The following is a 23,615-nucleotide window of genomic DNA, read 5'->3' as shown; positions in this document are numbered from 1 at the left end:
TTTTAAGTTTATTTGAAATCGGTTTCGAACCAAATGAGAAGATCAATCGTGGGAGTTTTTTTGAATGAAAGAGAAAAAGCAAACGAAAGTCACCATTAATGAAGTTGCAGCTTATGCAGGGGTCTCAAAATCAACTGTATCCAGATATATCAATGGCAGAACAAATGAAATTTCTTCAGAAAAGGTAAAAAAAATCAAGAAAGCCATTGAGGAACTCCATTATCGTCCGAGTCAGCTTGCTCAAGGATTGAAAGTCAGAAAAAGCAAGGTCATTGGGTTTATTGTAGCCGACATTACGAATCCATTCTCTGTGGCAACACTTCGCGGGGTCGAAGAGATTTGTGATGAATATGGATACAGCATCATGGTGTGCAACACAGATAATCGTCCAGAAAAAGAACGGGAAATGCTCCTAAAGCTTAATGCACATTATATTGAAGGGCTCATCATCAATACGACAGGACAGAACAATGACATTCTGGAGGATTTTCAGAAAAATGGTGTGCCGATTGTTCTTGTGGACCGGAAGCTGCCTGAACTGAAAGTCGACACAGTGACCACGAATAACCGTGATATCACCATCCGGCTGCTTCAACAAATGTATGAGAAAGGCTATGATCATATCGCTTTCTTTACTGAGCCTGTCGATGGAATCAGCCCTCGTGAAGAACGAAAGGAAGCATATGAACAGACAGCTTTGAGTAAACATAAGAAGCCGATCATTGCAGAGATTGATTTAAAGCAAAAGAAACAAATGCGCGAAGAGATTGTCCGTTATTTACAATCAAACGAACAGAAAAAAGCGATTTTAGCCGGTAATGGATTACTCATGCTGAAGCTGATTAGTGAACTTGTAGAGCTTGGGGTGAAGATTCCTAAAGAGATAGGCATTGCAGGGTTTGATGATACAGAATGGTATAAGCTGATTGGACCTGGAATCACAACGGTTGCCCAGCCATCTCATGAAATGGGGAAAGCAGCCATGCAAAAAATCAAGACACGGCTAGAAGGGGATGAAAGTGCGCCCCAAACCATTCAGCTTGATGGAGAAATCATTGTGAGGAAATCTTTATAAACGATAGGCAGAGAAGAGTATACATACGTGCATGCTCTCTCTTTTTCAACTGATTTGAAACCGGTACCGAGGAAGGGGAGAAATGAGTGAAAGCATTGGATGCGGTCACATTTGGGGAATCAATGGCGATGTTTTATGCAAAGGAAGCCGGAGAGCTTCATCAAGTGCATACATTCCAAAAGGCGCTTGCTGGTGCAGAGAGTAACGTGGCTGTCGGCTTGGCGAGGCTGGGCTTTCATGTGGGATGGATGAGCAAAGTTGGAGCAGATTCACTTGGCACATTTATTTTAGAAGAGCTTCAAAAAGAGGGAGTCGATACAAGTGCAGTACTCCGTTCAAATGATGGGTCTCAAACGGGAATCTTACTTAAATCAAAAGTGATGGATGGAGATCCTGACGTCACGTATTATCGAAAAGGCTCTGCTGCAAGCACAATGAGTCCAAGCGACTTTCCCGCCGCCTATTTCAAACAGGCAGGCCATCTTCATATGACTGGTATTCCGCCTGCCCTATCCAGTGGAATGAGAGCGTTTTCTTTTCGTGTCCTTCAAGAAATGAAAGAAGCGGGCAAAACCATTTCATTTGATCCAAATCTTCGGCTTCAGCTGTGGGAAGAGGAGGAAGATATGATTCATACGGTGAATCATATCGCTTCGCAAGTGGATTGGTTTTTTCCAGGGCTTGCAGAAGGGCAAAGGCTCACGGGTTGTCACGAGCCAGAAGAGATTGCAGATGTTTATTTGCAAAAAGGTGTCAAGCTAGTGGTCATTAAGCTAGGGGCAGAAGGTGCCTTTTATAAAAGTGCAGCCGGTCAGGGGATTGTGAATGGATTTTATGTGCAGGATGTCGTAGACACAGTTGGAGCTGGTGATGGATTTGCAGTGGGGGTCATCAGCGGCTTGCTTGACGGCTTATCAGATGAAAAATCTGTGACAAGAGGCAATGCGGTTGGGGCACTTGCAGTGATGTCACCGGGCGATAAGGATGGACTGCCTACCCGGGAGGAGCTTCAGGCTTTTATGAAAGAAGCCAAGCGATATCAAAGGCGGGAGTACATGAAAGGGGATGAGAGATATGGGAAAGTCAGCAAGTTTGAGCGTTAAAAAGCAGCTAGCGTCTTGTAAATTGATCGCAGTGGTGAGAGCGGGTAGTGAAGCAGAAGGCATTGAAATGATTGATCGTTTAAAGAAAAAAGGAGTCCGTGCCATTGAAGTGACGTATACCACGCCAAATGCTGAACGCATCATCGCATCCTTCCAAGAGGAGCAGGACATCATTGTAGGAGCGGGAACAATTACGACGCTGGAGCAGGCACAATCAGCCATTGAGGCAGGCTCACAGTTTATCGTTAGTCCAGGATATCTTCCTATGATTGGTGAACATCTCTCATTTTACGACACACTCTATGTACCAGGTGTCCTCACCCCAAGTGAAATCATGCAGGCGAAAGCAGATGGCTACTGCTTGCTCAAGCTTTTTCCAAGCGACTCCTTCGGTTTATCTTATATGAAAAACCTGCAAGGTCCATTTCCAGAGATTGAATTTATCCCTACGGGCGGCATTCATCCAGCTGATGTTCCAAAGTGGCTCAAAGCAGGCGCGGTGGCTGTCGGTGTCGGAAGTCAGCTTGAAAGCAGTACAGCAGAGGAATTACAAGCCGTTCTTTCTTCATAAATACTTGTCAAACGAACAAACAACTGGCTCGTTGATGCCGGTTGTTTGTTCGTTTATCTGACATAACAGCAGATGAAATTTCAACTCTTCACGTACAATGATCGGGAAGGAGTGATTGAAAATGTACATTCTACAAGATGAACTCATGGATGGACGAATTGACCAGCTGATTACCGCACATATAGAAGAGATGAAGGAGCATTCGCCGCCAGAAAGCATTCATGCCCTTCCATTAACTGATTTAAAAAAAGAGGATGTCACGGTGTGGAGTGTGCGGGATGGAGAGGAGCTTCTTGGCTGCGGAGCGTTAAAGGAGCTGTCAAGTGAACATGGGGAAATCAAATCGATGAGAACCGCAGCCCTCCATATGCGAAAAGGTGTAGCGAGATATATGCTGAATCATCTTCTCCAAGAGGCAAAACGTCGCGGGTATACACGTGTCAGCTTAGAGACAGGGGCAATGGCTTTCTTTGAACCAGCAAGAAGACTATATGAGAGCGCTGGGTTTCAGTATTGTCAGCCTTTTGGTACATATCAAGAAGATCCAAACAGTTTATTTATGACAAAGGAATTATAGAGGTCGAGAGAGTATGCTTATAAGCAGCTCTTTTTTTTATGCGGAAATAGTGGGAAGGAGGAGGACACGGTGAAATTATCTAAGTGGATCGGAATGAGCGCATTTCTCACATTTTGTGTGGTATCTGTCATCTTCTTAACGTTATTAGGTCAAGATTTATTTAAAATTGAAAGCGCTTCCGATGAAACGGCGTCAACGTATCAATACCATTTTGTCCTTGTACCGGAGGAACTTGATAACGAATATTGGCAGCTTGTACAAAAGGGAGCTGCGGATGCGGCAGACGTTCATCACGTATATCTAGAATATTTGGGCCCAAAACAGGCGGATGTAGACGATCATCTGAAAACTATTGATATGGCGATCGCTGGGCATGTTGATGGCATTATGACGCAGGGACTTGATGCTAAGAAATACAAACCGCTTTTTCAGAAGGCGAGGGAAAAAGGCATTGATGTCGTCACCGTCGATACGGATGCAGAGGGGAGCAAGCGTCAAGTGTATGTAGGGACGGACAATTATTATTCAGGTTTTATCGCAGGACAGGCACTCATCGCAGATACAAAAGGTGAACAGTATGTAGGAATTGTCACAGGCAGGCTGGATGCCATTCATCAAAAGCTGCGCGTCAAGGGCTTTCGAGATGCCGTCTCTGCTGAAAAACGCATTCATATTGCCGGAATAGAAGAATCAGCCATTACGAAGTCAGGTGCCTCAGGTGCCGCTTATAAACTATTAAACGATCATGCAAAGCTCACCTCATTTTATGGCACAAGTGCATTAGATGGTGCAGGCATCATCCAAGCAATTGCACAGTATCGATCATCCACTGATTTTTATGTGCTTGCATTTGACACATTGCCTGATACGATTCAGGCGCTTGATGATGGGACAATTGATGCCGTCGTCGTGCAGCATCCTTATGAAATGGGCTATCAAGCGGTTGAATCGCTTGTTCGTTTGCAGAAAGGTGAAAAAGAAGAACCGCTCCAGTACACGGGAACGAGTGTGATCCGGCGCGGGGATCTGCCTCTTCAGCAAACAGACAGAAAGCAGGGGATGCAGCCATGAGAAAGATTCGAAGTAAGCTGTTATTAGCATTTTTAATCCTTGTGCTTCTTGGCAACGTAGCCGCTTTTTTTGTCTACTGGAGCAGTTCAAAAATCATATCAGAATATAGCCGGAGCTTCCGTTCTTTTCTCCTGCTCAATGATATATCAACAGAGGCGAAAACGATGTATGAAAAGGTCAATGCCTATGCCATTGAAAAGGATCGGAAGTTTGCCAAAGAATATCTTACGTCAAAACAGAAAATGAAATCATACGATCAAGCGCTGCGAAAGGATGCCGGTCTTCATGCGGCAATTCCTTCTATTGAAAAATATCAATATATGATGCGGACGCTCATCAATGAAAGTGATGCGACCATGACACATGTGAAAGCAGGGAAAATCGAAGAATATGCTGCAAGTGTGAAGGAAGTGAGAACCGTCTCCTCCTATATACAAGAGCAGACGATGACCCTGCTTGATGATGAATTATCTGAGTATCAGATACTCTATCAATCTCTTCAAAAAAGGCATCAAACCTATGCGCTCTTTACCTTATGCCTGTTTACGTTATCAATCGGGGTCGCCTTATGGATGGCGTATATGATTGCTGGCGGGATCTCAAGACCCATCGTTCATCTGTCCCGAAGTGTAAAAGAAGTATCAGAAGGAAATTTTGATGGAGCGAATTTGCATGTTACCACAAAGGATGAAATCTCTGTTTTAAATGAAGCCTTTCAGCGAATGCGGCAAGAGATGAAAATGATGATTGAAGAGATCAAACAAAAGGCAGCATTAGATCAAAAAATCAAAGACATGAAGCTAAAAACGCTGCAAAACCAAATGAACCCGCATTTTTTATTTAACACATTAAACATCGTTTCACGGATGGCTTACTTAGAATCAGCAGAAGCCACATCGAGGTTGATTCAATCCGTTTCCACGCTGATGCGATATTCGCTGTCTGCTCTAAGTACATCCGTTACATTGGAACAAGAAGTGAAAGTGGTGAAAGAATATTTTCATATACAAGAAACGAGATTTGCCGATCGTATTACGTGCAAAACCTCCATCGATGAATCATGTTTATCTGTGCATATCCCAAGTCTTACCTTACAGCCGCTTGTCGAAAATGCCTTCATTCATGGCGTTGAACCAAAGGAGGAAGAGGGACTTGTTGAGCTCTCGATCTATCAAGAAGGCGGCTATGTGATGATTCAGATTCAGGACAATGGGATGGGCATCAATGAACAGGAGAAAAGAAGATTGCTGTCAGAAAAAGAAGAGGAAGATCCGAACATACTGAGTAAAGGCCACTCGACAGGAATCGGTCTTCGAAATGTAATGTCAAGACTGCGCTTGTTTTACGGGGTGCAAGATGCCCTTCAAATTGATTCAAAGCCAAACGAAGGCACCACCATACAATTGGCTATTCCGATAAAGGAGGGACCGGCATGCTGAACGTGCTGATTGTCGATGATGAAAAAATAGAACGGCTAGCGATGCGGAAGTTCTTAACCGAATGGCTTCCAGAGTGTCATATAGCAGGAGAAGCGGAAAATGGAAAGAAGGCGGTTGAATTCGTGCAGTCTGAGCCCATTCATCTTGTGCTCATGGATATTCAGATGCCTGGCATGGATGGACTGACAGCGATCAAACAGATCAAAGCAAGCAGTCCTCATACAAAATTCATTATGCTGACAGCCTACGACACATTCGATTACGCCAAGCAAGCGATGCAGGAAGGGGTGAAACAATACCTCGTCAAACCAGCTGACAAGGATGAAACCATCGCAGCCATTCGATTTGTAGCAGCAGAGATTCAGCAGGAGGCGTCTCTGCGGCAGGAGGCAGCGGCCGATCAGCAGTCAAAGTGGCTTGAAGCGCATGTCATGAACGGTCAATCTTATACCGAAATGGAGTTTCAACAATTATTTTCCGAATATGAAGCAGGTCTTATCATTGCTGTGCAGCGGACAGAAGGAGATCAGCTGTTGATCGATTTACAGAAATCTGCACGATTTCATACGGTGCCGATTCAGATGGGGGGAGAACTGTTTACATGTCTCATTTATAGTCAGCAGGGACCAGGTCAGCTAAAGGCAGAGGTGCTGCAAGCCATTCGAGCTGCCATGACAAACGGTCAGCCTTCACCTGTCGTTGGCATAGGGCATCCAGTCTCAAACCCGCTTCATCTTCAGAAAAGTGCAGCAGAGGCGAAGCTTTCCTATTATCAGCGAAAAAAGAGTGACGGCGTTGTTCGTTATGGCTTTTACCAAACAGAAGTGAAGCCCCGCCCATTGATTCATCTGCCGGAGCTTGCAGACAGCATGATGCAGGCGCTCGAGGAAGGGAGAAGAGAGGATGCGCTGGCTTTATTTGATGCCTTTGAATTAGAGGGGGCGGCGATTTCGCAGGTAAAAGAACTGCTGATTCTCTTCAAATCACGCCTCCGTACAGATCTATCGATATTGACAATCAGCACCGCAGCTGAATGCCGCCAGTGCTGTGAACACCTATTTGACGTGTATGAAGCGAGAACACAGACCATCAATGACATCGAGCGGGCAAAACGTTACATCAAAACGCATTATTGTGAACAAATCACACTTGAGCAAACGGCCGCTTATGTTGATTTAAGTCCAACCTATTTCACAAAACGATTTAAAGACGAGACGGGTCTGACATTTAAAGAGTATGTGACAGCCTGCCGGCTGGATAAAATCAAAAAGCTCCTCAAAGACAGCACGCTTAGCTTAAAAGAAATTACCTTTCAGGCAGGATATACAGATCCTAATTACGTCAGCCGTGTGTTTAAGAAGATGGTCGGCTGTTCACCGAAGGAATATCGAAAACAGGCCGTAAAAAAATGAAGAATTTCATAAAAAAGTGAAGAAGTTTGCCTGAAAATAAGCAAGGATCTGCCATTATACTTATTTTGATAACGCTTACAAAATGGGGATAGGGGGATCAATTATGAAGTTCAAATTAGGCTTTACACTGCTGGCACTCTGTATGCTTATCGTCACTGCCTGCAGCTCATCGACGAACTCAGAGGCAAAAAAAGAAGGCGGAGCAGAGAAGCTCGAAATTTTCTCTTGGTGGACAGGAGCGGGTGAGGAAGACGGGCTGAAGGCACTCATTCAATTGTTTGAAGAGGAGAATAAAGACATTCCAATTGAAAATGCAGCCGTCGCAGGTGGTGCTGGTACAAATGCAAAGGCTGTCCTGACTAGCCGGATGCAGGGAAATGATCCGCCTGCTACGTTTCAAGTGCATGGCGGGGCGGAGCTGAATGAGAGCTGGGTCGCGGCAGGCAAAATGGAGCCGCTGGATGATTTATATGAAAAAGAAGGCTGGAAAGACAAATTTCCAGAATCACTGATTGATCTTGTCAGCAAAGATGGGAAAATCTATTCCGTACCGGTGAACATTCACAGGGGCAATGTGCTTTGGTATAACAAGAAGGTATTTGATGATGCAGGCTTAGAGCCGCCAACGACATTTGATGAATTTTTCAAAACAGCAGATGCATTAAAGAAAAAAGGAATCACACCACTTGCACTTGGAGATAAGGAGCCTTGGGCAGCGACTCATTTGTTTGAAAGTGTTTTGCTGGGTGTATTAGGGGCAGATGGTTATCAAAAACTTTGGGCTGGCGAGATGAAAATGGATGACCCGAAAGTGAAGGAAGCGGCAGACATCTTTGGACGTATGCTCGAATACGTCAATGACGATCACAGTTCACGTAACTGGCAGGATGCCTCACAGCTCGTGGCAAAAGGAGAAGCGGCAATGAATGTCATGGGCGACTGGGCGAAGGGGTACTTTGTGAATGATCTTGATTTGAAGGTGAATCAAGACTTTGGATACGCGGCGACTCCTGGAACGGAAGGAAGCTTTATGGTGATCACCGATACATTTGGACTGCCAAAGGGTGTGAAACAGCCAGAAAACGTGAAGAAATTCTTATCTGTTTTAGGATCTGTTGAAGGACAGGATGCGTTTAATCCGCTAAAAGGATCGATTCCAGCACGTGTGGATGCAGATGTATCAAAATATGATGAATACGGAAAATCGGCGATGAAGGCATTTAAAGAGTCAAAACTGGCGCCGTCTCTTGCTCATGGCTCAGCTGCTGAAGAAGGGTTTGTGACAAAAGCGAATCAAGCCGTCAATATCTTCGTGACACAAAAAGACAGCAGTCAGTTTGTTTCATCTTTAAAAGATGCAATGAAATAAAGACGAAGGAGGCGGCTAGGCACCGCCTCTTTTTTAAAAAGGAGTGTAGCTTCATGCGCATAGACACATCGCCGATGACAAAAACACCTGTGCCCAAAGTTAAACGTATGCGGAAAAAATGGAATGGAGACCAGCTGCTGGCGCTGCTCTTTTTAGCCCCGTCAGCGGTATTATTATTCATCTTTGTTTACGGTTTTATCGGCTGGACAGGATATGTGTCATTATCAAACTGGACCACGCTTGTTCCTGATTTCTCTTTCGCAGGTCTTCGCAATTATGTCATGCTGTTTCAAGATTTCCGCTTTCAATCAGATCTTCGAAACACGGTCTTTTTCACTTTATTTTTTATTGGGGCTGTCATTATCTCTGGTCTTGCACTTGCGATTTTACTAGATCAGAAGATCAAGGGGGAATCTCTTTTTCGGAATTTATTCTTCTTTCCGATGGCCCTTTCCTTCGTTGTCACAGGAGTCGTATGGCAATGGATTTTAAACCCGTCAACTGGGGTAAATTTATTTTTGAAAACGCTTGGTATCCAGCCTAAGTGGTATACGGATACGAATATATTGGCCGGATTTGTCTGGGGGAAAATTGAGTTTGGTGTACCTGCGGCCATGATTGCTGTTGTGATTGCAGCTGTTTGGCAAATGACAGGCTTCTCTCTGGCGATGTATTTGGCGGGTCTGCGAGGAATTCCAGAGGAAGTAAGAGAGGCTGCTAGAATGGATGGTGCAACGGAGTGGCAGATTTACTGGAAAATCATTTTCCCTCTTTTAAAACCGATTACTGCAAGTGTTGTCATCATCATGGCTCACATTTCTTTAAAGATCTTCGATTTGATTTACTCGATGACAGGGCCGGGTGCGAACTTTGTCACGGATGTTCCGGGCGTGTATATGTTTGAAATGACCTTTAGAGGAAACCATTATGCAGGCGGTGCCGCCATTGCGGTTGTCATGCTGATCTCTGTTGCGGTCTTTATCGTGCCATATCTCCTGTCGAGCCGGAAGGGGGCTTCATCATGACAGCCAGATGGTTTGTCCGTCCAGTTCTTTATGCTTTATTGATTTTGTGCAGTCTCTTTTTTCTGATGCCTGTTTATGTCATGCTCGTCACAAGCTTGAAGCCATTAGGTGAAGTCACCCTTGAGCGAATGTGGTCGCTGCCATCTACTATTGATTTTTCAAGCTATCAAATCGCGTTTGAAAAGCTAGCGCCCAATTTAATGAATTCTCTTTATCTAGTCATTCCTGCTACCTTATTGTCAGCTGTATTAGGTGCAATGAATGGCTATGTATTATCAAAATGGCGTTTCAAAGGATCAGAAGTCGTCTTTACGCTGATGCTGTTTGGGATGTTTATTCCATATCAAAGTATTCTGATCCCGCTCATTCAATTTTTGCGTGAAGTCGGATTGTATAATTCAATTCCAGGGCTTGTGCTTGTCCATGTCGTATACGGGCTTCCGATCACAACACTCATGTTCCGAAATTTCTATGTGAGCATCCCAGATGAAATGATTGAATCGGCGAAAATGGATGGCGCAGGGTTTATCGGGATTTTCAGACATATGATTCTGCCGCTTTCGATCACAGGATTTGTTGTGGTGGCCATTTGGCAGTTCACAAATGTGTGGAATGAATTCTTATTTGCAGTCACGATGACCACTGCGGAGCATCAGCCGGTGATGGTTGCCTTGCAAAATCTATCAGGCAGTCAAATTGTGCAATGGAACGTCCAAATGGCAGGGGCGATATTGGCTGCGCTGCCGACCCTGCTCGTCTATATACTTCTTGGAAAATACTTTGTCAAAGGGCTTCTCGCAGGCTCTGTCAAAGGGTGAAATATTTTTTGTGTTATCGTTTTCATTCGGTGTACTGAAAGGATTGACTTCTCTTTAGATAGCGTCATAATAAAAGTTGAGACTTACTAGTTTTCATCAAGCTAGGTAAGGATTATCAAAGGGTAGCAAAGGGAGGAGTCATCCTGAATGAAGCAGTCACCAATTTTTTTACTGCCTGAATTGAAGGAGAGAATATGGGGAGGTACAGCCTTAAGGGATCAATTTGGCTATGATATTCCTTCTGATCAAACGGGAGAATGCTGGGCAATTTCTGCTCATCCAAACGGGCCAAGTGTCGTGCAAGACGGTCCATATAAAGGGAAAACGCTGATCGAACTTTGGGACAATCATAGAGAATTGTTCGGGGGGATAGAAGGCGACCGCTTCCCGCTGTTAACCAAAATTTTAGATGCAAACCAAGACTTGTCCGTGCAAGTACATCCAGATGATGATTATGCGGAAAGACATGAAAATGGCGAGCTTGGAAAAACAGAGTGCTGGTATATCATTGACTGCAAAGAAGGAGCAGAAATGATCTATGGGCACAATGCAAGAACAAGAACTGAGCTTGTCACCATGATGAATAGTGGAGATTGGGAAGGTCTTTTGCGGCGGGTGAAGATTAAGCCTGGTGATTTTTATTATGTGCCAAGCGGTACCATCCATGCGCTTTGCGAAGGAACGCTTGTCCTTGAAACGCAGCAAAGCTCAGATACAACTTATCGCGTATATGATTATGAACGAAAAGACCAGGATGGCAATGAACGTGAACTTCATTTTGCGCAAGCGATTGATGTCACAACGGTTCCTCATGTAGATGGGTATGCAGATGAATCAGTTGAAACACGCCGGGGAGTGACCATTCGTACATTTGTCGAAGCAGAATATTTCTCTGTGTATAAATGGGAAATTGATCAAAAAGCAGAGCTTTCGCAGGATTATCCGTTTTTGCTATGCAGTGTGATTCATGGAGAAGGGTCTTTAGAGCATGACGGACACACATATCCACTGCCAAAAGGCGCTCATTTTATTCTGCCGGCTGAAACAGGAAGCTTCTCAATTGAAGGATCTTGTGAACTGATTGTGTCGCATATATAAGGAAAAGAGGACTTCGAGGGGGTCCTCTATTTTTCTATTGCATAAATGACTTGAAAGAGTACTTGTTTTTGTCGATAAAGAGATTAGTAGACTATTATGCAAAGTTAAGAGAGGGACAGGGAACGTGAAAAAAACCATCAAGATTATGTTACTCGCAGCTGCCTTTGGTATGACATTACACACGGGTAAAGAAGCGCAAGCAGCCTCCTATGTCGATCAATCCATTTATACGATGAACACCTCAAAAGTATTTACAACAGAAGCAGAAGTGAAAAAAGCAGTGGAAACACTGAAGAAAGACAAAAAGTGGACAGCCACTTATCAAACCTCAGGAAATAAGTCGACCTATCAGCTCACTGCTTCAGGATATGATTCGCAAGCAGCAGCGAATGCAAGTGCAGCTGCATTAAAAAAAGAAGTGGGCATGAGCGGTACGGTGTCTCCAGTAGGTGACCGCCTTCCTTTACAAAAGGTCGTATCTGATCCAGTTAATGATGAAAGTCAGGCGAAAAAGCTTTCACTCGAACTAACGAAAACATCAGGGCTCAATAGCTCCTATGAAGTCATCAATCAAAGCAAACCTTCTTATCAGGTCATATCAGGAGCCATTGATTCTGAAACGAAAGTGAAAAATATTCAAACCGAGCTGCAAAAGCAGGCAGGCGTCACCAGTACATACCAAACCGAAACGAAAGCTGGCACTGTGTATCAGCTGATTTCAAGCGGTATTGTTGGACAAAGTAAGGCGAATACCATTCTGCAAGGCTTTCAAAAGGCATCCGGCTTAACAGCAGTGCTTCAAACGGTGACAGCAGGTAAGCCGTATTACATCGTCACATCCGCTGCACAAGCGAACCAGTCGAAAGCACAGACGCTTCTTACTCAACTGCAAAAGGAAGCAAAGATCAGCGGGAAGATTCAAAAGACAGGTGCTTTAAAAAATGTCTACAGCTTGGAATCAGGCTATTTTAAAGACAACAAACAAGCAGCTTCAGCTGCAGCTCAGATTAAGAAACAAACCGGTGCTGCAGGTACTGTGCAGCGCGTGGGAAAAACAAAAAATTATATCGTGAAGCTCAATCAACTGAACGATACAGCTTACACAAAAACAGTGGCCTTTTTCAAGAAAAAGAAATGGCGCTACACGTCCAAAAAGATTTCTTCTACAAAGCCATATCAAGTCGTGACGGGAAACCTTTTAGGAGATGACCAAGTCAAAAAAGCAGCGGCTTTCTTCCAAAAGAAAAAAGTATCTGCGACAACGAAAAAAACTGGCAAGGTATCAGACAGCACGTATCGACTCGTCGTCAATCAAGCAGTGGACCAAGCGAAAGTGAATAAAGGGGCCGCCTACTTAAAAACGCAGAAGCTGACAAGCAGCATAACCACAAGTAAGGGACAGGCTGTCAGCAAAACGTATAGTCTCAAAACAACGCCTGTATTTGAACAAAGTAAAGTGAAACAGGCTCAAGAGATCATCAAGAAAAATGGCGTTGCCAGCAGTACAAAAACGCTGACAGAAGCGGTCAAGCAATACCGTATCACGACAGAGCCGACAGTGAATCAGACAAAACTGAATCAAGCACTCAGCTATTTGACGAAACAAAAAATGAAGGCCGCTGCTCAAAAAACAGGCGCAGCCGATTATGCTCAATATCAGATCAAAACAGGTGCCATCTCAACCGCTGCACTGCGTGACCAAGGCTTGGCATTTTTCAAAAAACGGAATGAAACCGCTGCGTATACAACCACAACGAAACCAACTTACAAAATCAACATTACGCAGCAATTTACAGGATTACCAACTGTAAATGAAGCCATTGCTTTTGTGAAAAGCCAATATGGCTGGACCGCCACAGCCGTAAAAATTAAAAATGGCCCAATGGTTATGCAAACGAACTACAACCTTACTGTCAATGAGATGGTCAACAAACAAATGAAGGTGTCACCACAAACAGATGGTGCGGCCTATGTCTATGCAGCATATGTAGACCAAGCAACATCGACAGTGAATACGGATGGCTTAAATGTCCGTTCTACACCTGATTCGAGCTCTGCAAGCAACATTGTGGCACAGCTCAATAAAGGAGCAAAAGTGAAACAGCTTGGGAAAGAAGGGAACTGGATCAGGATCAACCTCGGCTGGAGAAATGCAAGTGCAGCAGAGGTGCAAAAATATGTAGATCCAGCTAATATTGCAGAAGGCACGCAATCTTATTTTCAATTTCTGAAACTCTCTGAAGCTGCGAATCTCAATCCAGCAGAGGTCAATTCAAAGATTTTAGCAGGAAAAGGGATTCTTGCGGGTAAAGGACAGGCCTTTATTACAGCAGCAAAAACGTATCATATCAACGAAATTTATCTTATTTCTCATGCGTTGCTTGAAACGGGTAACGGAAGTTCCATTTTAGCGAATGGCACAATGTATAATGGAAAGAAAGTTTATAACATGTATGGCATTGGCGCATATGACAGCAATCCGAATTATCTTGGTGCAAAGTATGCGTATGAACAGCAATGGTTCACGCCAGAGGCTGCCATTATTGGCGGAGCAAAATTCATTGGCAACAGCTATATCAATAATGCCACATACAAGCAAGATACAATTTATAAAATGCGCTGGTCGGCTGCAGCGACTCATCAATATGCAACAGATATTGGCTGGGCTTCTAAGCAAGTCACTCGCATGTATAGTTTGTATAACCTGCTTGATGACTATACGCTGTATTACGATATCCCGGTGTATAACAAATAAAAAAAACGTCCGTGCTTCCTAATGAGAAGCCGGACGTTTTTTGTGTAGGAGCAGCTGCTGTTCAATGAATGAGAGGAGCTGCTGACTTGATTGTCCCTTTGAATATTGGTTCCATTCCTCAGCAAAGGTTTTGATTCGTTCTTTATTGTTTAATGCGTTTAGGTGCAAAAGCTCCTGCAAGAGCATGTCTTGAGTGACGCAAGCCTTACCAGGAATGATGTCTTCATACCGGTCGACTAAGCCGCGTTTCTCCCGATAAGTGTCTAAGTCATAAGTGAAGAACAAGACAGGCTTTTCGAGCAGTGCATACTCAAACACAATGGACGAATAATCTGTCACCAGGACATCACAAGCACAAAGCAATGGATAGAGCGGCTGATCGGACACATCAAATATCCATTCACCGTCTGTTTCTGCTTTCGCTAAATGTTTGACCGCAGGATGAAGCTTGATGAGCAGAATGTAATCGCCATTCAGCTCAGTTTGCAGCTGCTCTTTTGAAAAAGGCAGCACAAGACCGTCCATTGCAAAGTCTCGATAGGTCGGTGCATAGAGCAGGATCTTTTTCCCTTTTGGAACATCATTCAGCTTCAAGGAAGGCTGGTGCTGTTCATAGTACACATCCGTCAGTGGTACACCAGTTGGTAAAAAGCGTTCATCTTTGACCCCAAACGAGGTCTTGAAAATCTCACGCATGTGATCTGAGCCTGTCACGATGTAATCGAAAGACGCATAAACGCGTTTGAAGCGTTTGATATCACGTGGACTCCGGTCAGAATTTGAAGCATCTTCAAGCCCGAACTTTTTCAAAGCCCCATTGGCATGCCAAACTTGAATACAAGTTGTAGAAGGCCGTTTTCTTAGCACACTCGTCATGAGAAAGTAATTATCCGTCACGACAACCTTGCTTTTAAACATCGTATATATACATTGAATGAGATGGAGAGGATTTTTTTCATGAAAATAGCGAAATGACAGATGAGGCCCGTCCTTTTCTATCGCAGAAGCATGCTTCGTATAGAGGATAGTGAGCTTCATTGTCATGTTCGCCTGTTGTTGATAAGTATGAATGAGAGCAGCCGCATTCTCTTGGAATGAAACAAGCAGCGTCACCTGGTTTTCACGAGGTTTCACGCCGCTCATCAGCCATCCAATGAAAGAAATAAAAGCTGCGTAACATGAAATCATCATTGAGCGTATATTCATCATTTATCAGTCTCTCACAGCTGCTTCGTCTGATCCTTTACCTGCTCAGGATAGTAACGTTTTTTTCCTTTGCTTTCTTTCAATACGGCAAAAGCGTACTTAGGAATATTGAGCATTCGTTTCCATCTCCATGGATTCACAATCAATCTGTACAGCCATTCTGTATTTGTTTTAATCATCCAGCGTGGTGCACGCTTCACCGTTCCGCTAAATACATCAAAGCTTCCGCCTAAACCGATGCAAACAGCCTGCGGGAATAAATGGCGGTATTTGTAAATAAAGTTCTCTTGATTTGGATAACCTAATGCAACGAACACCATATCAGGTTTCGAGCGCGCGATTTGCTTCGCTACGAAACGTTTATCGGCTTGATAGCCGTCACAGCTTCCAGCGAGGACCACATTTGGATATTCCGTATCAATTCGCTGTTTCACAGCCTCAAGCACTTCTTTTTTTGCACCATATAAAAAGATTCTTTTAGACTGCTTGTTTGCTAGGTCAAGCATAGACATGAAGACATCAAAGCCGGCAATTCTTGACTTAAGCGGACTTTGGGTCATGCGGGACATCAATACGACGCCTACGCCATCCGGCAGTACATAATCCGCAGATGAGACGACTTGATGGTACGCATGATCCTTCATGACGGCATAGCCTATCTCTGGATTGACAGTCGCAATCATGGCGCCTCTTCTCTGAGAAATATGATGCTGGTTCATATAGCTGATAAATTCATCTAAGTCGCCGTTTACATAAGAAAGGTTAGAGACCACTTCTGTTTGCATTGTTTAGACCTCCTTTTTAACTTGTTATCTATGAACGTTCATTGTAAATTCATTCTTCGCCTACTCATCATTTTATCACAGATGCTCCACGAAATATTAACAATAACTTTACAAACCTTTAAATTTCATGACATTTTCATCATTTCATCTCGACGATCCTTTGTGAAACATTGATTCTTCGGACTTTTCCTCCTGCGCCCAATAAATTGGAAATAGTTTGTCTTTACATTTTCTTAACCTTTCATAGGCGTTGTGATATAATGAAATTCCGAAGAGCGAAAAATGATCGATGATAATAAGATTACGGATAACATTACTGCTTGAAGCAGACGAATAAGGATGAAAGAAAGGAGTTTATGTTTGCAATGAAGAAAGTTATTACTTACGGTACATTTGATTTATTACACTGGGGGCACATTAAGCTGCTAGAACGTGCAAAGCAGCTCGGAGATTACTTAGTGGTGGCCATCTCTACAGACGAGTTTAACTTACAAAAATCTAAAAAAGCTTATCACAGTTACGAACATAGAAAGCTGATTCTTGAAACCATTCGTTATGTTGACGAAGTCATTCCAGAAAACAGCTGGGATCAAAAAGTCCATGATGTGCAAGAGCATGATATCGATGTGTTTGTTATGGGAGATGACTGGGAAGGCAAATTCGATTTTTTAAAAGAACATTGCGAAGTCGTATACTTGAAAAGAACAGAAGGTATCTCGACAACACAAATTAAAGAAGAAATTGCTGGACTTTAATAGATCAAAAAAGTACTTCTTATCTTTTGGTAAGAAGTACTTTTTCATGTAAAATACAATGAGTAAGCAATCAATATTATGAAGGAGAGCTTCCTTTGTTTCAAAATTGGATGAAGAAAAAAGTTGAAGACACATTGGATCAATCTGAACAACATGAAACAATGGCATCAATGGACGTGCCTGATATGGACTATTACTTTATTATGGGTGATGTGCCAAAACAGGATGAGAGCTTAACAAAATCTTTAAAGACAAAAATTAAGCCTTTGGCTGATCAACATAAACGTACTGCAATTTTAACTTTGAATTATGATGCAAATGTGAAGGAACGTATTCACCGCATGGAAGAGATCTTTTCTTCTGAGATTGACATCTTGAATGTATATGAACACTATATTCTACCGGAAAGTGGTAGTAAGAGACGTTACTCGGAATTTATTGTCGGTGAATCATCGCATTCGATCAATGAAGCAGTGATTCCGGCAGATGAATCCACGATTCAGGTGACGAGATATGAACGATCTTCTTCTCCCATTTGTTATATTGAACAATATAATGAAGAGCAGCAATTGGTGAAAAGGGAAGAATATAATTGGCAGGGCGTTTTATGCAGAGTACAAAGCTTTGTTCCCCATACAGGTGCACTATACTTAGAGGAATTGATCAATGACGATGGCAGTATTTATATGGAGTTCATCTACCATGGAGATGTAAAAAAGAATCCAGTGCGACATATTAATTGGTATAAAAAAACAGGAATTCAAACATTTACAAAGAAGACCGATATTAAACAATTATGGCTATCCAGCATTCAATCACAAAATGACCGTTTGAAACTGATGATCACAGAGGACCGTGATCAAGACCGCCACCTGTTTAAAATCGAGCAGCCTGAAACAACTTATTACGCTGCATTTGTGCATCACGCACATTATGAAGAAGATCTGCATCAAGTCAATTCTCAATATGGAGAATTATTTAAACAAATAAGAAAGCAGCAAGTGGATGCTGTCTTTTTTGGGGATACTAAACATAAAGAAGATGTCGAAAAATTATTGGGAGAACAAGCCTATTTTTATCTTGTTCCTTCTGACGAAGAGACTGTTTGGAATACGGCGATTCATCATATGCTCGAAAATCGTGAGCATAAAGATGAACTGAGAGGGATCGTTGACAGCATGAAATGGGTCTTGCGTGATCTAAGCTCTGAGCATCATGTTCTTCACCTTCAACTTGAGTTAAAAGATGAAATGAGTCATGCGGATCATGTGCAAATTGATTTCGCAGGATATGATCGAGTGAATGGAGCTGAAATCATCTCTCAAACAATCGATGAGAACCATCAAGTCAGCTTCCCAATCGGCCATTTTCAAACAAAGAAAAACATTGAAATCAACCAAACGAAATTTGTGGATTTTTACATTCGTTTTAAAACAGAAGAACTTCAAGAGGTTTTGCAGCGTCTAGAAATAGAAGGTGAGCTGCTTACGAATAAACCATCATCGATCGATGGATGGTCATATCAAACGAAACAAGGCAACTATTCTTGGAAAGTAAAATAGTGATATAACACAACGGTAAGATTTCTGAACAGAGGAGATTAACGATTAATGATTGAAGAGGGAATTCATAAGAAGAGTGTCGTTGAAGGGTTAAAAAATCACCATGAGAAACTAGAAATGCTGATTCGCATCAACGATGACATGCCATTAACAGATAGAGAATTTTATTTGTTTATGAGGGAGAGAGTTTCGAAACAAGAACTTTACCTTCCGCTTGTTCATCAAGAAGAGAATCTATTCAAATTGGTATTGAATGAAGCATCGCTGCCGCTTGCGTTAGAGCAAGGCCAGACATATAACTTGTATGTCACGGACTATTTGAGCACAAACAAAGAAGAGGATGAGGACGAGCTTGAGGACTCGGCTTATGATTCTGATTCCGAAGAAGAGGAAGAAGAAGTAAAAGAAGCGGATATCAAGACAGATATTGAATCTGAAGAGAAAACGTCAAACTATAAACGCCGCTTAAAAATGGAAATAGAAAAGCCTGAGCTGACTTTTTTAGAAAATAAAGACGCCATGCTGTATATCATTCCATACCGCACTGACAAAGGGAATGCTTCTTTGAAAATCAAGCGTGAGCTAAAGGTTGTGAAATTCAATCATATCGAGCTCAACAAAGGGTGTATGTTATCTTTATCCGGGTATGCAGGTGTACTAAGTGCAGAACATCCGTATGAGATCAAAGAAGCAAAGCTTCTATTGAAGAAAAATGGTGAAGAACCAATTGAACATCGTTTTCCGGTCAATATCACCCATATAAAAGACGAAGTGATCGAATACCGTGATGATCAACATGTACCACAGCTTTATCAATTTTTAGCAGAAGTCCCTTTAGAGGAATTGACCTATTCATTAAACAAACGCTTTGTATATCGCTTCTATCTTGAATTTATCTGTGATGTAAACGGAGCAGAGGAAACATTAACAACCACTTCTTTAGTGCTTGGAGACCGCTCGAACAAACTCAAAGGACTTGTTCAAATTCATAAACGAAACGATGTACCGATTCGATATGAAGTGTACCGAAAGAAAAAAAGACAAACGCTTGGCATCCGTATTAATGATTACACAATGAAAACACGTGCCAAGTATTACGTCAAAAGCAAGTGGAAGAAATTCAAAAAGAAGATCAGTAAAATCAAAAAAGTCCGTAACCGCCTTGTGACAAGAACGTTTAAAACGACCTTTAAACTGGCGAGTAAGCTGTCTGTGAAAAAGAAAACGGTTGTTTTTGAAAGCTTTAATGGAAAACAATTTAGTTGTAACCCGCGTGGGATTTATGAGTATATGAAAGAACATCATCCTGAATATACGCTGATCTGGAGCGTTAAAAAGGGTCATGAAGCACCGTTTAAGGAAAAAGGCATCTACTATATCAATCGTCTGTCATTGAAATGGATCTTTGCGATGGCAAGAGCTGAGTATTGGGTCGTAAACAGCCGTTTGCCGCTATGGGTTCCAAAGCCAGATCACACAACATACTTGCAGACTTGGCATGGTACGCCGTTAAAACGGCTGGCAATGGACATGGACGAGGTGCATATGCCTGGAACAAACACGAAGAAATACAAAAAGAATTTCACAAAAGAAGCATCGAATTGGGATTATCTCATTTCTCCAAATGCCTACTCGACTGAAATCTTTACACGTGCGTTCCAATTCCAAAAGACCATGATTGAGTCAGGATATCCGAGAAATGACTTTCTTCACAATCAAAACAATGAAGAAACGATGAGAGCACTGAAACAAAAAATGAACCTGCCGCTCGATAAAAAATTGATCTTATATGCACCGACATGGAGAGACGATCAATTTTATAAAAAAGGGCAGTACAAATTTGATTTAGACCTTGACCTGCATGAGATGAGAGCTGCTATCGGAGATGAGTATATTATCATTCTGCGTATGCACTATCTAGTTGCTGAAAACTTTGATTTAGGGCCTTATGAAGGCTTTGCCTATGACTTCTCTCATTACGAAGACATTAGAGACCTTTATATGATTTCAGATCTGCTCATCACAGATTACTCATCTGTGTTCTTTGATTATGCAAACCTCAAACGTCCGATGCTGTTCTATGTGCCAGACATTGAAACATATCGTGACAAGCTCAGAGGCTTCTACTTCGACTTTGAACAAGAAGCACCTGGACCACTTGTGAAAGAGACAGCAAGTGTCATTGACTGGGTGAGAGAAACAGAACAGCCAGACTTTACACTACCAGAATCATTTGCACCGTTTTATGAGAAATTCTGTTACTTAGAGAGCGGGGCGTCATCGAAGCGGGTGGTTGAAGTAGTTTTTAATTCGCAACGCTTTTGATTGTTTTCTTATAGATGGAAAAACACCTTTGGAAGGTATCAAGTTCAATACTTGACCATTATCCAAAGGTGTTTTTTAATACATATAATTTTATTCTATATATAAGTGGTTAATTAGTTTTTGTACAGACATTTTTGTAGAAGAGGTCTAGCGCCTCGCTATTATACTTTTCGTAATCAAAGGATTTTTGTTCCATACTATTCTGGATAAAATCAGACATACCATTAAATAGCGCAGTTTCATTATTATCAACTAATAATCCATATCCACCCTCTAAGACGGAATGTACTCCAGTTACATCGGTAGCTATAATTGGTTTCTTTAAAATCATTGCTTCCATGAGAACCAAGCCTTGCCCTTCATAATCTGAAGATAAGACAAAACAATCACATTCATCTAGTAAAGAAAATGGATTTTCGAGTTGTCCAACAAAAAACACGCAATGTTCTAGATGTAACTTTTTTGTGTGATCCTTTAATTCTCTTTTTAAAGGCCCTTCACCCACAATATACAATACAGCTTTTGGGTATTGCTTGTGTAATTGTGAGAAAGCAGAAATTAATTTCTTTTGCCCTTTTTCAGGAGATAATCTTCCTACAGTAATAAAGTTGATGTACTCCTTATTTGGAAGTGGAATCGCAGATAGATTAAGACCGATGGATTCGTTTTTATCATTTTGATAAGTAATTAAATATCTCTCATTATTAAATTCTATAATCTCTTTATTTTCTTTCATTTGAAGGACTTTGTTAGGCGAGATTACATTATTAACAAAAACCATTTTCTCTAAAGCATTAGGAATATAAGGGCTTAAGTTCAAGTGATTTTCTATGTTAGTCGATTCGGCAACTGAAACAATTCTATCGAAGAACTTGTACAGTGAGAAAATTACTTTTAGGTTACCACGATGTTTATATTTGTGGTTCACTTTCTTGTTATACTCTTTCATCATGTCGGCATGCAGGAAAATACTTTTGACTTTAAAATCTCCGAATGCGAAAAGAAGAGTCCAAAATTTGTTATACCCTCCAAAATCTATTCCTACATCAAACTTCGTATTACCAATAATTCTCTTTAATTCTCTCTTGTATGAGTTTACTGGAGTGTATTTTAACATTTTGTTATTGTATAAACCACGGCGGAAAATTAGATTCTGTTTATATGTTTCTTTTAATGTTCTATTAACAAAACCTGGTCTATAAATAATATGAACATTAGGATGAAGCTTTTGTATGTTCATCCATTTATCTTTATGATAATTTGAGTTATCAATGACGACAACTTCATATTTGTTGTAATCAATCTGATCAAATAAATTAGTCGCTGAAACGGTTATACCATTATTGTAGAAGCCCCCACAATAAAAAAGTAATTTTTGTTTATTGCTTTCAACCTTGATTAATTCATCTTGATTTTTCCCTTTAAATATTATGTCAATGAGTCGATTAGTAGCATTTCCGTCATCATAAGAGCAGTATTCATCTAAAAACTCTTTGTATTGACTTTCAAACTGTTTATTGAAGTTATTTAAACTGTTTAGTTGGCCTAAGCTGTCAATTAAATCAACTATATTTTCACAGATAGGTCCTGGAAGTTTTGTTATATCTAAATAAAAACCTCTTTCTGATTCATATTCACGTAAGTCAGGCATATAGAAAAAGACAGGTCTTTTTAAAGGTAGGAAATCGAAAAAGATACTTGAATAATCTGTAATCAAAATGTCTATAGCTGATAAAAGTTCATTTGTATCAATCCAGTTTGGAACACAAAGATGTTCAAGACCACTCTGTTTAAAAAATTTATAAGAAAAGTAATGAGATTTTAAAAGTACTAAGTAATCATCACCAAGCGCCTGCTGAATTTTCACCACTTCACTATGCAATGTATAGCAAGTATCCTCTTCGGCCCCTATTGTTCCTCTCCATGTTGGAGCATAAAGTACAATTTTTTTATTAAAAGGTAAGTCTAATCTTTCTTTAACACTTTCACTGTTAGTGTTTAATGTTAAATCTACTCTAGGATAACCGATATTTGCAATTTCCCCGGCAAATATCCCAAATACATCATTTGATTTTAGTAATTTTTCATACGTAAAAGTATTCGGGCTAATAAGGTAATCACAATGAAGCAAATTTCTTTGGATATTTTTATGACCAGACATTGATCTTTTATTAATATCCTTCCCTAAAGTTTTTAAAGGAGTTCCATGCCATGTATTGATATAAACTTGCTCTTCTCTTTTAATAAAGTAAAAAGGAAATGACGTATCATTAACTAAATATTTTGAAGTTGCTAAATATTTTAGATATTCGTTGCTATCAACTTTAACAAAGGAAATATTAGAAGTTTTCTGCTTTAATTCTGCAATCATTGGATCATTGAAATCATTAATGACCCAAACATGATGTAAATCTTTAAAAGTACTATCTTTCATCAAGCCTAGAAAAATTGCGTAACAATTTCCAGAAATACTTTTGCCATGATAAGCTTCATATAGAATATAATTACTTCTAACCGGATTTTTCTCTAAATAGGAGGTGTATTTACTTCTAATACGAAGTCGTGAATCTCTGGAAAACTCAATTAGTGGATTTAAAATAAATTTAATCTTTCTTGTAACGATTTTTTTGAATTGCTTGATTCTCATTAATGTTAAGCCCCTTCATGTA

Annotated in this window: 18 protein-coding genes; 15 read left to right on the top strand and 3 right to left on the bottom strand. The window is 41.2% G+C overall.

The genetic code is table 11. The features are described from left to right. Window positions 1-64: 64 nt before the first annotated feature. The 12 genes from BA81_RS05975 (at window position 65) to BA81_RS05920 (ending at window position 14,313) form a co-directional block, all read left to right on the top strand. The gene (locus BA81_RS05975) at window positions 65-1,075 is read left to right on the top strand and encodes a LacI family DNA-binding transcriptional regulator (protein ID WP_034281152.1); all 1,011 of its coding nucleotides are present in this window, start codon (window positions 65-67) and stop codon (window positions 1,073-1,075) included. A gap of 86 nt (window positions 1,076-1,161) precedes the next feature. Then, on the top strand, window positions 1,162-2,178 hold the full coding sequence (locus tag BA81_RS05970; protein WP_034281151.1) for a sugar kinase: 1,017 nt from the start codon (window positions 1,162-1,164) through the stop codon (window positions 2,176-2,178). After that, the gene (locus BA81_RS05965; protein WP_034281150.1) at window positions 2,150-2,749 is read left to right on the top strand and encodes a bifunctional 4-hydroxy-2-oxoglutarate aldolase/2-dehydro-3-deoxy-phosphogluconate aldolase; all 600 of its coding nucleotides are present in this window, start codon (window positions 2,150-2,152) and stop codon (window positions 2,747-2,749) included. Before BA81_RS05970 ends, BA81_RS05965 begins: the two co-directional genes overlap by 29 nt. Before the next feature lie 121 nt (window positions 2,750-2,870). Next, window positions 2,871-3,326, top strand: a complete 456-nt coding sequence (locus BA81_RS05960; protein WP_034281149.1) for a GNAT family N-acetyltransferase — start codon at window positions 2,871-2,873, stop codon at window positions 3,324-3,326. 69 nt (window positions 3,327-3,395) lie between these two features. Next, complete coding sequence (locus tag BA81_RS05955) at window positions 3,396-4,397, top strand: sugar-binding protein (RefSeq protein WP_034281148.1); 1,002 nt, start codon at window positions 3,396-3,398, stop codon at window positions 4,395-4,397. Further along, window positions 4,394-5,836 (top strand): sensor histidine kinase, encoded by a 1,443-nt coding sequence (locus tag BA81_RS05950; protein ID WP_034281147.1) that lies wholly within the window; start codon window positions 4,394-4,396, stop codon window positions 5,834-5,836. The genes BA81_RS05955 and BA81_RS05950 overlap by 4 nt, the downstream gene beginning before the upstream one ends. Continuing rightward, entirely contained in the window at window positions 5,830-7,248 is a 1,419-nt protein-coding gene (locus tag BA81_RS05945; RefSeq protein ID WP_034281146.1) for a response regulator, read from the top strand. The genes BA81_RS05950 and BA81_RS05945 overlap by 7 nt, the downstream gene beginning before the upstream one ends. Before the next feature lie 103 nt (window positions 7,249-7,351). After that, window positions 7,352-8,617, top strand: coding sequence for an ABC transporter substrate-binding protein (locus tag BA81_RS05940; RefSeq protein WP_034281145.1), 1,266 nt, complete (start codon window positions 7,352-7,354; stop codon window positions 8,615-8,617). Between the two features lie 53 nt (window positions 8,618-8,670). Then, complete coding sequence (locus BA81_RS05935) at window positions 8,671-9,642, top strand: carbohydrate ABC transporter permease (RefSeq protein ID WP_034281144.1); 972 nt, start codon at window positions 8,671-8,673, stop codon at window positions 9,640-9,642. Further along, complete coding sequence (locus tag BA81_RS05930) at window positions 9,639-10,460, top strand: carbohydrate ABC transporter permease (RefSeq protein WP_024426281.1); 822 nt, start codon at window positions 9,639-9,641, stop codon at window positions 10,458-10,460. The genes BA81_RS05935 and BA81_RS05930 overlap by 4 nt, the downstream gene beginning before the upstream one ends. 147 nt (window positions 10,461-10,607) lie before the next feature. After that, entirely contained in the window at window positions 10,608-11,558 is a 951-nt protein-coding gene (gene manA / locus BA81_RS05925) for a mannose-6-phosphate isomerase, class I (RefSeq protein ID WP_034281142.1), read from the top strand. Between the two features lie 124 nt (window positions 11,559-11,682). Beyond that, window positions 11,683-14,313: an N-acetylglucosaminidase gene (locus BA81_RS05920; protein WP_034281141.1), complete on the top strand. Its 2,631-nt coding sequence runs from the start codon at window positions 11,683-11,685 to the stop codon at window positions 14,311-14,313. Window positions 14,314-14,331: 18 nt separating this feature from the next. On the opposite strand, the gene BA81_RS05915 is transcribed toward BA81_RS05920, so the two are convergent. Both BA81_RS05915 and BA81_RS05910 read right to left on the bottom strand, forming a co-directional pair. After that, window positions 14,332-15,522, bottom strand: a complete 1,191-nt coding sequence (locus tag BA81_RS05915; RefSeq protein ID WP_080701167.1) for a CDP-glycerol glycerophosphotransferase family protein — start codon at window positions 15,520-15,522, stop codon at window positions 14,332-14,334. 11 nt (window positions 15,523-15,533) lie between these two features. Continuing rightward, a complete protein-coding gene (locus BA81_RS05910; RefSeq protein WP_034281139.1) occupies window positions 15,534-16,304 on the bottom strand; it encodes a WecB/TagA/CpsF family glycosyltransferase in 771 nt (256 codons plus the stop codon). 365 nt (window positions 16,305-16,669) lie between these two features. Between BA81_RS05910 and tagD the strand changes: the two genes are divergently transcribed. The 3 genes from tagD to BA81_RS05895 all read left to right on the top strand — a co-directional run bounded on the left by tagD (window position 16,670) and on the right by BA81_RS05895 (window position 20,946). Further along, window positions 16,670-17,059, top strand: coding sequence for a glycerol-3-phosphate cytidylyltransferase (tagD, locus tag BA81_RS05905; protein WP_034281137.1), 390 nt, complete (start codon window positions 16,670-16,672; stop codon window positions 17,057-17,059). Window positions 17,060-17,154: 95 nt separating this feature from the next. Next, a complete protein-coding gene (locus BA81_RS05900) occupies window positions 17,155-18,621 on the top strand; it encodes an alpha-glucosyltransferase N-terminal domain-containing protein (protein WP_034281135.1) in 1,467 nt (488 codons plus the stop codon). A gap of 48 nt (window positions 18,622-18,669) precedes the next feature. Beyond that, complete coding sequence (locus BA81_RS05895) at window positions 18,670-20,946, top strand: CDP-glycerol--glycerophosphate glycerophosphotransferase (RefSeq protein WP_034281133.1); 2,277 nt, start codon at window positions 18,670-18,672, stop codon at window positions 20,944-20,946. A 109-nt stretch (window positions 20,947-21,055) separates the two neighbouring features. On the opposite strand, the gene BA81_RS05890 is transcribed toward BA81_RS05895, so the two are convergent. After that, on the bottom strand, window positions 21,056-23,593 hold the full coding sequence (locus BA81_RS05890) for a glycosyltransferase (protein WP_034281132.1): 2,538 nt from the start codon (window positions 23,591-23,593) through the stop codon (window positions 21,056-21,058). Between the last annotated feature and the right edge of the window lie 22 nt (window positions 23,594-23,615).

It is taken from the genome of Bacillus safensis FO-36b (genome assembly GCF_000691165.1).
Taxonomy (GTDB): Bacteria; Bacillota; Bacilli; order Bacillales; family Bacillaceae; genus Bacillus; species Bacillus safensis.
Note: the sequence above shows the minus strand (reverse complement) of the source record. Positions and strands in the feature narration are given on the sequence as shown.

What these genes read in the sequence shown, in the direction of transcription:
- BA81_RS05975 (WP_034281152.1), top strand. Translation starts at nt 65, where the DNA reads ATGAAAGAGAAAAAGCAAACGAAAGTCACCATTAATGAAGTTGCAGCT.
- BA81_RS05895 (WP_034281133.1), top strand. Translation starts at nt 18,670, where the DNA reads ATGATTGAAGAGGGAATTCATAAGAAGAGTGTCGTTGAAGGGTTAAAA.
- BA81_RS05935 (WP_034281144.1), top strand. Translation starts at nt 8,671, where the DNA reads ATGCGCATAGACACATCGCCGATGACAAAAACACCTGTGCCCAAAGTT.
- BA81_RS05930 (WP_024426281.1), top strand. Translation starts at nt 9,639, where the DNA reads ATGACAGCCAGATGGTTTGTCCGTCCAGTTCTTTATGCTTTATTGATT.
- BA81_RS05965 (WP_034281150.1), top strand. Translation starts at nt 2,150, where the DNA reads ATGGGAAAGTCAGCAAGTTTGAGCGTTAAAAAGCAGCTAGCGTCTTGT.
- BA81_RS05945 (WP_034281146.1), top strand. Translation starts at nt 5,830, where the DNA reads ATGCTGAACGTGCTGATTGTCGATGATGAAAAAATAGAACGGCTAGCG.
- BA81_RS05915 (WP_080701167.1), bottom strand. Translation starts at nt 15,522, where the DNA reads ATGATGAATATACGCTCAATGATGATTTCATGTTACGCAGCTTTTATT.
- BA81_RS05940 (WP_034281145.1), top strand. Translation starts at nt 7,352, where the DNA reads ATGAAGTTCAAATTAGGCTTTACACTGCTGGCACTCTGTATGCTTATC.
- BA81_RS05960 (WP_034281149.1), top strand. Translation starts at nt 2,871, where the DNA reads ATGTACATTCTACAAGATGAACTCATGGATGGACGAATTGACCAGCTG.
- tagD (WP_034281137.1), top strand. Translation starts at nt 16,670, where the DNA reads ATGAAGAAAGTTATTACTTACGGTACATTTGATTTATTACACTGGGGG.
- manA (WP_034281142.1), top strand. Translation starts at nt 10,608, where the DNA reads ATGAAGCAGTCACCAATTTTTTTACTGCCTGAATTGAAGGAGAGAATA.
- BA81_RS05890 (WP_034281132.1), bottom strand. Translation starts at nt 23,593, where the DNA reads ATGAGAATCAAGCAATTCAAAAAAATCGTTACAAGAAAGATTAAATTT.
- BA81_RS05950 (WP_034281147.1), top strand. Translation starts at nt 4,394, where the DNA reads ATGAGAAAGATTCGAAGTAAGCTGTTATTAGCATTTTTAATCCTTGTG.
- BA81_RS05910 (WP_034281139.1), bottom strand. Translation starts at nt 16,304, where the DNA reads ATGCAAACAGAAGTGGTCTCTAACCTTTCTTATGTAAACGGCGACTTA.